Here is an 11,984-nt window from a genome sequence, read left to right as displayed (position 1 = left end):
TTTCGCCGTTACGCACCCGATATTTAGCTTAAGTCAGGTAAAAAAAGCGTATTAGTAAAAATGTGCTGCGCCGAATGCTGTGATACTGGTTCACAACCACGTTAAGCGATACCATCACCTGCGACGAGACGATTCGTTCGTCCACGTATTTAAGGCGCTTTGCTAGTGATAGTGGTCTATGTTTAGCAATGCTTAATAAGTTAAAAACGAGAATATATTTTATATTCCCGGTGAGTATAGAGTTGTTATATGACTGGTCATTTTTCACGATAAATAACTAATATGGTTTGAATGCGCATTTTCGTTGCCCGATAAAAATGTGCCGGCAGGCGAAATCGGTAACCCTCTCAGGCGTGGGATTGCATAATGCTCAATATATCGTGGGACCCTGTGTTGATTGCTGTCTCTTATCTGGTGGCGTTTATCGCCTCCTTTGTAGCTCTGGACAGCGCCGGGAAAATTCCCCTTTCCAGCCGAAAAGCGGCTTTGTTCTGGCGGATTGCCGGAGGCGTAACGCTGGGCATCGGGATCTGGTCAATGCATTTCATCGGCATGCTGTCGATGCAAATGCCCATGATGATGAGCTACGACCTCTGGATAACCCTGGCCTCACTTGGTGCGGCGGTTATAGCCTCCACAACGGCCATTAATATTGCCGTTACGGGCAAACACCTCTCCCTGTTTAGACTGACAGTCGCCACGATCATTCTCAGCGCTGGCGTGGTCTCGATGCACTATATCGGTATGGCCGCATTGATGCTGGAGGGAAGCATCCTCTGGGATCAGCGGATTGTCGGTTTGTCCGTGGTAATTGCGGTTGTCGCCTCCGGTGTGGCGTTGTGGCTGGCTTTTCGTCTCCGGGATAAGCACAAAGGGGTCTTTGTAAATCGCATTCTCGCGGCCTTAGTCATGGGTGCCGCCATCTGCGCAATGCATTATACGGGCATGAGTGCCGCGCATTTCCATGAGATGGCACGCACGCTTCCCGGCGGGATCGGCGAGCTGGGATTATCCATATGGGTTTCCGTCACCACACTCTCACTTCTTGGCGTGATGTTAATTATTTCGCTAATCGATTCGCACTGGCGCACCACCCGGCTGACTGACAATTTGCGACAACTCAATCGCCAGCTTGAGCTTCAGGCTCGCTTCGATGCCCTCACCGGGCTCGCAAACCATCATCAGATGGATATCCGAATGCAGGACTGTCTTCGCAGCGCCTTGCTGAGCAAGAGACAGTTTGCCGTGATCTTCCTGAATGTCGATCACTTCAAACGCGTGAATGATACCTGGGGCCACAGCGTGGGTGATGAGTTACTAATCACTATTGCCCAGCGCATTACGTCCCGGCTTACCCGTGAGATGACGCTGGCCAGACTGGGCGGGGATGCTTTTATCCTGCTGGTTACCGAATGTGATGATGAAAAGCTTAATACCCTGCTCACCACCCTCCTCGCGGATATGCGCCGCCCGCTTTCACTCTGCGGTCACACGCTAAACACCACCATCAGCGCGGGGATCAGCCTCTATCCGAAAGATGGCGAAACGCTACATGAACTGAAGTTTAAGGCTGATGCAGCCTTACAACATATTAAAGAGGATGGACGTAACGGCTGGGCAATTTACCGTCCGGAGATGTCAACAACAATGCCGGCGCAACCGGGTTTTCTTCAGGCGCTTTCTCAGGCCCTGGAACGCGATCAGTTTGAGCTCTGGTATCAGCCAACCTGGCACGCGGAAGATAAGACGATCCACGGTTTTGAAGCACTTCTCCGCTGGCGTCATCCGGAGCAAGGCGTTTTGCTGCCGGGACTGTTTTTACCCACGCTGGAACAAACGGGTTTGATTATTCCGGTTGGCAACTGGGCGATTGAGGCCGCGTGTCGGCAGCTTCATTTCTGGACGGAACAGGGTTTCAGTCAGTGGACATTGTCGCTCAATTTATCCCCCGTTCAGTTCGAACAGCCGGATATCTTTCACATCGTCTCGTCGATGCTGGAAAAATATAATCTGTCTCCCTCCCGGCTGATTCTGGGGGTAACAGAGAGTACTGCGCTTAAAAACCTCGACCGCAGTATCGAGCTCCTGAACGCCTTTAACCATGCGGGTGTCACCGTCTCTATTGATGATTTTGGTACTGGCTATTCTAACCTGCTGATGTTAAGCGTTCTCCCGGCAAAAGAGCTAAAAATTGATAAGAGTTTTGTCACCTCTATGCTGGAAAACGAGAAAAGCCGTAAGCTGGTGGAAACCATTATTAATATCGCCCGGACCATGGAGATGAATGTCGTTGCTGAGGGCATTGAAACGGACGAACAGCAGGCGATACTGACCAGCCTTGGCTGTGACTATCTGCAGGGGTTCCTTTTCTCCCGCCCATTGCCTGCGGAACAGGTTCCGTGGCTGCTGCTACAGAAAAATTCAGATAAACAAATTATACCCATGAGTAAAATTCATACGGATCCCGCATTTATTTCACAAAAAAATCATGCCTGACAGGATTGAATAGCGTATGTTTCAGAGGAGTGGACGCGAGTTAATCTGACGTGATTGTCAGGCATAACATGCCGATGAACAGGAAATGCCTATGTCGCAAAATGGTTTTGATGCGCTGAATGCAATTAAAACGCCCGTGTGGCTCATATCTCCTGTTTCAGAACAGATCATTTTTGCCAATGTGGCCGCAACACAGCTGATGGGTAATAAAACACTGGATGGCTTGCGTAAAGGCACCTGTTCCGCAAGTGCGCAAAGCGTGTTGTCGATGTATGTTCCTGAACTGAAAAACGATCACGATATTGTCGAGATCTGGACGATTAGCCGTGCCGGGCAAGATACACCGTTAAGCTGCCGCCTCTCTCTCTCCCACTTCACGCCTTATGGCGATGTTATCGTTTTTGAAGGGATTTCTTCTCAGACCCCATCAGGCCTGAAAGCCAGCCGTTCCACAACCTATCAGCGTAAAAAACAGGGTTTCTACGCCCGTTTTTTCCTGACCAACAGTGCGCCAATGCTGTTAATCGACCCTGCCCGCGACGGGCAAATTGTCGATGCAAACCTGGCCGCGCTCAGCTTTTATGGCTATTCGCATGATGAAATGTGCAATAAACACACCTGGGAGATAAATACCCTGGGGAGAGGTGTCATGCCCATTATGACGGAGATTGCCGCACTGCCCGGCGGACATAAGCCGTTTAATTTTGTTCACCGTCTTGCCGATGGCACCACCCGCCATGTCCAGACCTACGCGGGGCCCATTGAGATTTACGGTGACAAACTGATGCTGTGCATCATCCATGATATCACCGAACAAAAAAGGCTCGAACTGGAGTTGGAAAATGCGGCGTTACGTGACTCAATGACAGGCTTACTTAACCGACGCCAGTTCTACAATATTATCGATCAAACCAACCTGAGCCACCTTTCCGCGCAACAGCAATTTAGCCTGCTGCTGGTGGATACCGATCATTTTAAAAACATCAACGACCTCTTCGGCCATCTGAAAGGTGATGAGGTGCTTATCGCCCTTTCCCGCACGCTGGAAGCCTGCAGCAGGCAGGATGACCTCGTGTTTCGCTGGGGAGGGGAAGAGTTTGTCATCCTGCTGCCGCGCACCTCTCTCGACACTGCCATGAAGATTGCCGAATCCGTCCGCGCGGCGGTAACCCGTATCACCATACCCGGATTACCCCGTTTTACCGTCAGCATTGGTGTGGCAAGGCATGAACCGGAAGAGAGTATTGATGAGCTGTTTAAACGCGTAGACGACGCGCTCTATCGCGCCAAAAACGATGGACGTAATAAAGTCCTTGCGGCATGAGACTGGAGTATACAGGAAAGCGTCGTTACAATGCCCCACTTATGTAAATCACTGACAGGTGGGTAGTCGCTACAATGGGAAAGACTGAAATAATACTCACCTTAATTATTTTCATCCTTATTATATTTGGCTTGTGGTTTATTTTTAGCGGTGAGATCTGGTATTTCGTTGAATATCTGGAAAATACCCTCTACCCGACCTTCGATGCGCTGTAGTGCAATAATTCATTTACTTATTTTGCCCGTGCTCTGACGGGCTTTTTTATTTCCGGCAATTGAGCCATACCAGGCTATATCTTAAATCATCTCTATAAATAAGGGTGAGGAAAGATGAGCAAGAAAATCCTGATGTTGGTTGGCGATTACGCCGAAGATTATGAAACCATGGTCCCGTTTCAGGCATTACAGATGATTGGTCATCAGGTGGATGCCGTTTGCCCCGACAAACCGAAGGGGGACTACATCATTACGGCAATCCATGACTTCGACGGTGCCCAGACCTACAGCGAAAAGCCCGGCCACCGTTTTGTCCTCAATGCTGACTTTTCCGCCGCACGGGAGCAGGACTATGACGCACTGCTTATCCCAGGCGGCAGAGCGCCAGAATATTTGCGGTTAAATGACGATGTGCTCAAGCTGGTGCAGGCATTTGACGCGGCACGTAAGCCAATCGCCGCCGTGTGCCATGGTCCGCAACTGCTTGCTGCTGCCGGCATACTAAAAGGCCGAACCTGCAGCGCCTACCCGGCGTGTGCGCCTGAAGTGCGTCTTAGCGGTGGACACTACGCCAGTATCGGCATCGACCAGGCACATGTAGACGGTAATCTGGTCACCGCCCCCGCCTGGCCCGCTCATCCACAGTGGCTGGCGAAGTTTAGCGCTTTGCTGGAGTAACAGTGGTGCGGCCCATCAGCGGCACGCGCGGGCATAAGTAAAAACTGGCGCCAGAGTGCGCCAGTTTTCAGTGCGACAAGGTTATTCTCTCCCGTCAGTGCTTCTCAATATACATCGTCCGGCTATACGCCACGTCTTCCGGATTATTAATAGGATAGCCTTTCACCCACGGCTTAATCAGGCGGCCATTGGTGTACTGATAAATCGGCGCGATAGGCGCTTTCTCCGTGAGGATTTTTTCCGCCATGTTGTAGTCCGTATTGCGCGCTTTCGCCGTGGTTTCCAGCGTCGCCTGGTGGATAATTTTATCGTAGGCCGGGTCGTTGAAACGCGAGATGTTACCGCTGTGGGTTGAGGTCAGCAGCGAAAGGAATGTCGATGGCTCGTTGTAATCGCCCACCCAGGAGGCGCGGATCACGTCAAAGTTACCGGTATTACGGCTGTCAATGTACGTTTTCCACTCCTGGTTTTGCAGTTTGACATCCACACCGAGATTTTTCTTCCACATGGACGCCACCGCGATGGCAATCTTCTGATGATTTTCTGAAGTATTGTACAGCAGGGTCAGCTTCAGCGGACGCTGAGGGCCATACCCCGCGGCCTGCAGCAAGGTTTTCGCCTGGGCGTTCAGCTCCTGCTGCGACATCTGTTCAAATGGCGAGGCCTCCGGGGTGAACCCGGCCGTCACGTCAGGCGTGAAGTGCCATGCGGGCTTCTCTCCCGTGCCTAACACTTTTTCCGCCATAATGCGGCGATCGATGGTCATGCTCAGCGCCAGGCGAACGCGGGAATCGGCCGTTGGGCCCTTTTGCGTATTGAACGCATAGTAATACGTGCCCAGCTGAGGCGGTGTGTAAACCTGGCCCGGAATATCCTTCAGGAGCTTCTGATACATGTTTTTTGGGAACGATTCGGTAATATCAATATCACCCGCCAGATAACGTTTGGTGGCCGATGATTCCTGGTTAATCGGTACGAAAGTGACCTTTTGCAGGACGGTTTTTGCATTGTCCCAGTAGTGGGTATTGGGGACGACAACCAGTTTTTCATTCACCACGCGGTCATTCAGGACATAGGCACCATTGCCGACCAGAGATCCCGGACGGGTCCACTCTTTACCACTTTCTACGTTGGCTTTTTGCACCGGGTAGAAGGCAAAGTTAGCCGTCAGATTACTGAACCACGGCAGCGGTTTGTCCAACTGGACGCGTAATGTTCTGGCATCGACCGCCGTTACGCCAAGCGTATCGGGTGCAGCTTTACCATCAATAATGGCCTGCGCGTTGTTGATACCCGCCAGGGCAGCAAACCAGGCAAACGGAGAGGTCGTTTTCGGATCAACCAGACGCTGCCAGCTGTAGACAAAATCCTGGGCGGTGACAGGCGAACCGTCGGACCACTTCGCGTTATCGCGTAGGGTAAATGTCCAGATGCGGTTATCGTTGCTCTGCCAGCGCGTTGCCACTCCCGGCGTCAACTCCCCTTTCTCATTCTGATTCACCAGACCTTCGAAGAGATCGCGAATCACCTGAATCTCTGGCAGCCCCACCGCTTTTGCCGGATCGAGTGAAGCCGGTTCGTCTTTAATGTGTCTGACCAGCTCCTGTTTTTGCGCCAGTGCCGTACCCTGTGGCACATCCGCAGCGAAAGAGAGTGAAGAGAGTCCGCACAGGCACAGTGCGGCAAAAAGACGCGAAACAGGATGCTTCATAAGATCCCCTTTAATGAATTCAGGTAACAAGCAGATGCGTAATTATTTGTTTCGACAAAAAGAAATGCAAACAACTTACTCCCGAATAGTGATTTAAGGCAATTCTCAACCATTTCGGAAACTATTTGATTAACCGCGTGTTTTGCACAACACTGCGAGTAGTGATCTTTTTATCAGGATTTCGTATGACAACCACCCGACCGAGAGCGGAACGCGGCGCCTTTCCGCCGGGCGCTGAGCAATATGGCCGCTCATTTTTAGGCGCATCGTTGATCTGGTTCCCCGCCCCCGATGCCGACCGCGACAGCGGCTTGATTCTTGCCGGCACGCACGGTGACGAAAACTCCTCCATCGTGACGCTTTCATGCGCGCTGCGGACACTAACGCCCTCATTACGGCGTCATCACGTGATTCTGGCGGTTAACCCGGACGGCTGTCAGCTCGGTCTACGCGCCAATGCGAGAGGCGTGGACTTAAATCGTAATTTCCCGGCAGCAAACTGGCGCGCCGGAGAAACCGTTTATCGCTGGAACAGCTCCGCCGAGGAGCGTGATGTGGTTCTGCTGACGGGAGATAAACCGGGCTCGGAGCCTGAAACCCAGGCGCTGTGCCAGCTCATCCATAAGATCCACCCTGCATGGATTGTCTCTTTCCACGATCCGCTGGCGTGTATTGAAGATCCGCGTCACTCCGAGCTGGGCGCCTGGCTGGCGAAAGCATTTTCCCTGCCACTCGTCACCAGCGTCGGCTATGAAACGCCAGGATCATTCGGTAGCTGGTGCGCCGATTTGAGCCTGCCCTGCATTACCGCTGAATTCCCGGCGATCTCGTCCGACGAAGCCAGCGAAAAGTACTTAAAAGCCATGATGGAGCTTTTACGCTGGCAGCCTCAGAGATGAAGCACGCCGCTGGTAAAATTAAGCGCGGGTGACACATCAACCGCCAGCCACGTCGGGCCATCCAGATCGGCGAAACGGACCTGATTAACCAGCGGTAGCGCCGCGCCGATCGCCCGGGACGTGCAGAGCATGCAGCCCAGCATCAGCGCAAATCCCTGCGCCCGGGCCTCTTCCGCCAGGGCCAGCGCCTCTGTCAGGCCGCCGGTCTTGTCGAGCTTAATATTGACCATCTCATAGCGCCCCTGAAGGTCGCTCAAACGTTCCCGGGTATGGCAGCTTTCATCCGCGCAGACGGGCAATGGATGGATAAAATTATTCAGCGCCACATCATCTTCTGCTGGCAGAGGCTGCTCCAGCATGGCGACCCCCAGGTCGGCCAGCAGCTGACATCGTGCGGCCAGCCCTTCCGGGTGCCAGGATTCGTTGGCGTCAACAATGAGCGTGGCGGCGGGAACCGCTGAGCGAATAGCGACCATTCGCTCGCTGATCAGGCGATCGTCGAGTTTCACTTTCAATAGCGTTGCCCCGGCGTCATAGAGCGCTTTTGCGCTGGCGGCCATCTGTTCCGGCTCACCGATTACCACCGTTTGCGCGGTAACCACCGATTCCGGCAGCACCACGCCCAGCAATGACGTCAGCGATGTTTGCTGTTTCGCCGCTTCCAGGTTCCAGAGCGCACAATCAATGGCGTTGCGCGCGGCCCCGGCGGGTAAACGGTGCTGGAGCGCCTCGCGAGAAAGTCCGGTTTGCAGGTCCGGAACCAGCGTCATGATATGCGCCATGACCGACGCGAGACTTTCCCCATAGCGCGGATAAGGCGTGCATTCACCCACGCCTTTAAAACCGTCCTCTTCGATTTCAACGACCACCACGCTGGCTTCGCTTCGGCTGCCGCGAGAGATCACAAACGGGGTATGCAATGGCCAGGCTTCTTCATAGACCTTAACGCTTCTCATCACTGACTCCTTGCGGCCCGGAAAGGCGAAAAAATTGGTTTGCCGTGTTATCTGCTGATGGCATACACTAGCCCCGACGTTAACTATATGTAAACAGGAAGATATCTATGTCACAACTCGTTCATTTCCAGGGCAACCCGGTTGCTGTTGCAGGTTCCATTCCGCAGGCTGGCAGCAAAGCGCAGGCTTTTACTCTGGTGGCTAAAGATCTGTCTGACGTCACACTGGCTCAGTTTGCGGGTAAACGCAAAGTGCTGAACATTTTCCCAAGCATTGATACCGGCGTTTGCGCTGCCTCCGTGCGTAAATTCAACCAACTGGCCACCGAAATGGACAACACCGTGGTGCTGTGCATTTCCGCTGACCTGCCATTCGCCCAGTCCCGCTTCTGCGGCGCTGAAGGCCTGAGCAACGTTATCACCCTCTCCACCCTGCGTAGCCCGGATTTCCTCGAAAAATACGGTGTTAGCATCGCGGAAGGTCCACTGAAAGGTCTGGCTGCACGCGCTGTACTGGTTATTGATGAAAACGACACTGTCCTTTTCAGCGAACTGGTTAACGAAATTACGACCGAGCCGGATTACACCGCCGCACTGGATAAGCTTAAAGCATAACAGTGACTTAGCAATTTATACTGCGTTTTCAAAACCTCGCGATGGCGGGGTTTTTTATTACCCACACGCTGAATCGTTAAAGCATAAATATGATAACTTCACAGTATTTATGCAATTCAATATCAGAAACTCAACAATAACGCGATCTTACCCACATAATACTGGTTAATATTTATCATCTTCGCCCTCAGTGAAGCACATCACATTTCCCTTTACGGCAAAACATTAGATTTGCTTACGAAATCAAATAATCGTTTCAGCAAAAAGGGATCAAAATGAAAATAAAACTGGCTTTAACGCTCCTTGCGGTAATGGTTTCTGGTCACGCCGCCGCAAAAACGTGGGTGCTGACCAGCGCTGAAAGCAGCGTAGAAAAAGGAAACTGGAAGATTTCCAGCGATGAGCTGAAAATTAACGACCAAACGTTCAGCATTGAGCAGAAAGTGTTGCACGGCGGAAAGCAGGAAGGCAGTAAAGTTATCATTATCAGCAGTAAAAACGGTCTGACAATTACCCTCAGCCCGACGCGTGGAATGAATCTTCTGCATGTGGAAGGTTTTGGTACCCGACTGGGGTGGAATTCTCCCGTTAAAGAGGTCGTTAACCCGGCGTATATAAATCTGGAAAGCAGAAACGGCCTCGGCTGGCTGGAAGGATTCAATGAGATGATGGTCCGCTGTGGTTATGAGTGGACGGGACACCCGGTCACGGCTGACGGCCAGATTTATACGCTTCACGGCAAGGCCGGTAATACCCCGGCTTCTCAGGTCGAAGTTGACGTTGCGGATACCGCCCCGTATGAAATTCGTATTCGCGGGTTAATCAAAGAGAGCACGTTTAAAAAAGCGGATCTGCAAACCATGACCGAACTGCGTTACGTTCCAGGAACTAACCAGTTCAGCCTGCATGATGTCCTGACAAACCATGCCGATTACCCTCATGACTATCAAATCATCTATCACAGTAACTTCGGGACGCCGATCCTCGAAGAAGGCGCACGCTTCCTTGCTCCGGCGGTAAGCGTGAGCCCCTTCAACGATTACGCTAAAGCGGGCGTAGACAACTGGCAAACCTATGCCGGGCCGACAAAAGGCTTTGATGAGATGGTCTTTAACATCAAACCGCTTGCGGACAACAACCACGAAACCCTCGCGGCGGTGGTCAACAAAGCCGGCGATAAAGGCGCGTCAATTCAGTTTGATACACGCCAGCTACCCGTGCTGACCTTATGGAAAAATACCGATACGCCAAAACAGGGGTACGTTACGGGGATTGAGCCGGGTACGAGCTACGCCTACCCCGTGACCATAGAACGTGAGCAGAAACGGGTTAAGCAATTACAGCCTGGAGCCAGCGCGCAGTTTGATCTCACCTATACCCTGCTTCATAGCCCACAACAGGTGAAAGAGGTTGAAAACAGGATTGCGGCCATTCAGGGAGAGACAAAAACAGAAATCGTGACCACACCGCTGGCGAAGGAATAAACATTAAAAAAGCCTCTTTATAGAGGCTTTTTGCTATTCGTCACCTTTCTTATGATTCAAACCATACTCACGCAGCTTATTCGCAATCGCGGTATGCGATACGCCAAGCCGTTTTGCCAGTTTGCGAGTACTTGGATAGCTGCGATAAAGCTGCGTCAGGACGGAGCGTTCAAAGCGACTGGTAATATCATCCAGCGACCCTTCCATCGCCTCTTCACCTACCGATACCGTTCCGGCGTCGTAATCAGGCAGCAGAATATCCTGCGGACGTAGTTCATACCCTTCAAGCTGGGTAAGTGCACGATAAACGGCATTTTTAAGCTGACGGATGTTGCCCGGCCAACCGTAGCGCATTAACACCGTGCCGAGATCGGCAGAAAGCTTCGGACGCGGGACGCCCTGCTCGTCGGCAAAGCGGGCGACAAACAGTTCCGTTAACGGCATGATGTCCTGCGGACAATCGCGCAGCGGTGGAATGTTCAGCGTAAGGACGTTAAGGCGGTAATAGAGATCCTCGCGGAATATCCCCTTTTGCACCAGTTCCACCAGGTTTTTCTGGGTGGCACAGATGACGCGCACGTCCACATGCACCTCATGATCTTCACCAACGCGGCGGAAGGTTCCGTCGTTCAGGAAACGCAGCAGTTTGGCCTGCATGCGCGGCGACATTTCACCGATCTCATCCAGCAGCACGGAGCCGCCGTTAGCCTGCTCGAAGAACCCTTTCTTGCCTTCCGGCGCATGTCCAAACAGTTCGCTTTCGACAGCATCTTCCGGGATAGAGGCGCAATTAAGTGCCAGATACGGTTTTGCCGCACGCGGGCTTGCCAGATGCACAGCGTGAGCCAGCAGATCTTTCCCGGTACCGGTATCGCCAGTAATCAGCAGCGGCGCGGTCAGACTGGCGAGCTTGCGCGCCTGGTCAACCACATGACGAATTTTCGGGCTGACGGCAATAATCTGGCTGAATGCGCCGACATCCTGGCTGGAGAGGTTTTGCAGCTGGCGGCCCATACGTAAAGTCGAGCGCAGCATGATCACGGCACCGGTCAGTACGCGAGTGTCGCTTTCCCCTTTCAGATAAACCGGTGTGATCTCCATCAGGAAATTCTGCCCGTTTATCACTACATGCTCGCTATGGGTATTCTGCGGGTTGCTGTCCAGCCAGCGCTGGAAGTTAAAACCCGGGACCAGCTGTGCGGCATGTTGATTGCTGAGCTTCTCCTGGCTCTGTGCAAATAGCTGACAGCTTGCGTGGTTAACGCGCTCGACTTTACTTTTCAGATCCAGAGAGAGGAACGGTTCAGGCATGGCTTCCAGCAGCGCGCTCAGTGCCAGGTGCTCACGCTCGGAGGGCATCCAGGGGATAGTGCGTACATCCGTAACGCCAGCGATACGACGGATTTCCGCCATCAGACTGCTAAAGGTATTGAATTCAATTTCGGCAAAATTGAGGTAAATTCGCCCGACAGGATCGATCTCAATGCCACGTAAATCAATGCTACGTAAAACAAGAAGATCAAGTAACTCGCGGGTCAGACCGAGACGGTCTTCACAGAAGACTTCAAGACGCATGGGAAATTCACCGTTTTAAGCCAGTAACGTTA

At 52.4% G+C, this 11,984-nt stretch carries 10 protein-coding genes; 7 read left to right on the top strand and 3 right to left on the bottom strand.

What is annotated here, in order from left to right:
• The first annotated feature begins 366 nt into the window (after window positions 1-366).
• From O1723_RS09975 to O1723_RS09960, 4 genes are all read left to right on the top strand, one after another.
• Window positions 367-2,496 carry a putative bifunctional diguanylate cyclase/phosphodiesterase gene (locus O1723_RS09975; RefSeq protein ID WP_248191184.1) on the top strand — a complete coding sequence of 710 codons (2,130 nt, stop codon included), beginning with the start codon at window positions 367-369 and terminating at the stop codon, window positions 2,494-2,496.
• 91 nt (window positions 2,497-2,587) lie between these two features.
• A complete protein-coding gene (locus tag O1723_RS09970) occupies window positions 2,588-3,820 on the top strand; it encodes a sensor domain-containing diguanylate cyclase (RefSeq protein ID WP_014884037.1) in 1,233 nt (410 codons plus the stop codon).
• A 74-nt stretch (window positions 3,821-3,894) separates the two neighbouring features.
• Entirely contained in the window at window positions 3,895-4,035 is a 141-nt protein-coding gene (locus O1723_RS09965) for an Ecr family regulatory small membrane protein (RefSeq protein ID WP_014884038.1), read from the top strand.
• A 114-nt stretch (window positions 4,036-4,149) separates the two neighbouring features.
• Window positions 4,150-4,713 carry a DJ-1/PfpI family protein gene (locus O1723_RS09960; protein ID WP_014884039.1) on the top strand — a complete coding sequence of 188 codons (564 nt, stop codon included), beginning with the start codon at window positions 4,150-4,152 and terminating at the stop codon, window positions 4,711-4,713.
• A 94-nt stretch (window positions 4,714-4,807) separates the two neighbouring features.
• On the opposite strand, the gene O1723_RS09955 is transcribed toward O1723_RS09960, so the two are convergent.
• Window positions 4,808-6,424 (bottom strand): peptide ABC transporter substrate-binding protein, encoded by a 1,617-nt coding sequence (locus O1723_RS09955; protein WP_014884040.1) that lies wholly within the window; start codon window positions 6,422-6,424, stop codon window positions 4,808-4,810.
• A gap of 185 nt (window positions 6,425-6,609) precedes the next feature.
• Here O1723_RS09955 and mpaA point away from each other — a divergent pair, with 185 nt between their 5' ends.
• Window positions 6,610-7,323 (top strand): murein tripeptide amidase MpaA, encoded by a 714-nt coding sequence (mpaA, locus tag O1723_RS09950; RefSeq protein WP_014884041.1) that lies wholly within the window; start codon window positions 6,610-6,612, stop codon window positions 7,321-7,323.
• On the opposite strand, the gene ycjG is transcribed toward mpaA, so the two are convergent.
• Window positions 7,314-8,279: an L-Ala-D/L-Glu epimerase gene (gene ycjG / locus O1723_RS09945; RefSeq protein ID WP_023337356.1), complete on the bottom strand. Its 966-nt coding sequence runs from the start codon at window positions 8,277-8,279 to the stop codon at window positions 7,314-7,316. The genes mpaA and ycjG overlap by 10 nt on opposite strands.
• Before the next feature lie 107 nt (window positions 8,280-8,386).
• Between ycjG and tpx the strand changes: the two genes are divergently transcribed.
• Both tpx and O1723_RS09935 read left to right on the top strand, forming a co-directional pair.
• Window positions 8,387-8,893, top strand: a complete 507-nt coding sequence (tpx, locus tag O1723_RS09940; protein ID WP_014884043.1) for a thiol peroxidase — start codon at window positions 8,387-8,389, stop codon at window positions 8,891-8,893.
• Window positions 8,894-9,168: 275 nt separating this feature from the next.
• Window positions 9,169-10,377 (top strand): aldose 1-epimerase family protein, encoded by a 1,209-nt coding sequence (locus O1723_RS09935; protein WP_023337357.1) that lies wholly within the window; start codon window positions 9,169-9,171, stop codon window positions 10,375-10,377.
• Between the two features lie 33 nt (window positions 10,378-10,410).
• On the opposite strand, the gene tyrR is transcribed toward O1723_RS09935, so the two are convergent.
• Complete coding sequence (gene tyrR / locus O1723_RS09930) at window positions 10,411-11,952, bottom strand: transcriptional regulator TyrR (RefSeq protein ID WP_248191186.1); 1,542 nt, start codon at window positions 11,950-11,952, stop codon at window positions 10,411-10,413.
• Window positions 11,953-11,984 lie beyond the last annotated feature (32 nt).

Source organism: Enterobacter cloacae complex sp. HYC080_NIDB (assembly GCF_056673325.1).
Note: the sequence above shows the minus strand (reverse complement) of the source record. Positions and strands in the feature narration are given on the sequence as shown.

Excerpts from the sequence above, each read along its gene's own strand:
- O1723_RS09975 (WP_248191184.1), top strand. The coding sequence starts at position 367 with ATGCTCAATATATCGTGGGACCCTGTGTTGATTGCTGTCTCTTATCTG.
- O1723_RS09970 (WP_014884037.1), top strand. The coding sequence starts at position 2,588 with ATGTCGCAAAATGGTTTTGATGCGCTGAATGCAATTAAAACGCCCGTG.
- O1723_RS09965 (WP_014884038.1), top strand. The coding sequence starts at position 3,895 with ATGGGAAAGACTGAAATAATACTCACCTTAATTATTTTCATCCTTATT.
- O1723_RS09960 (WP_014884039.1), top strand. The coding sequence starts at position 4,150 with ATGAGCAAGAAAATCCTGATGTTGGTTGGCGATTACGCCGAAGATTAT.
- O1723_RS09955 (WP_014884040.1), bottom strand. The coding sequence starts at position 6,424 with ATGAAGCATCCTGTTTCGCGTCTTTTTGCCGCACTGTGCCTGTGCGGA.
- mpaA (WP_014884041.1), top strand. The coding sequence starts at position 6,610 with ATGACAACCACCCGACCGAGAGCGGAACGCGGCGCCTTTCCGCCGGGC.
- ycjG (WP_023337356.1), bottom strand. The coding sequence starts at position 8,279 with ATGAGAAGCGTTAAGGTCTATGAAGAAGCCTGGCCATTGCATACCCCG.
- tpx (WP_014884043.1), top strand. The coding sequence starts at position 8,387 with ATGTCACAACTCGTTCATTTCCAGGGCAACCCGGTTGCTGTTGCAGGT.
- O1723_RS09935 (WP_023337357.1), top strand. The coding sequence starts at position 9,169 with ATGAAAATAAAACTGGCTTTAACGCTCCTTGCGGTAATGGTTTCTGGT.
- tyrR (WP_248191186.1), bottom strand. The coding sequence starts at position 11,952 with ATGCGTCTTGAAGTCTTCTGTGAAGACCGTCTCGGTCTGACCCGCGAG.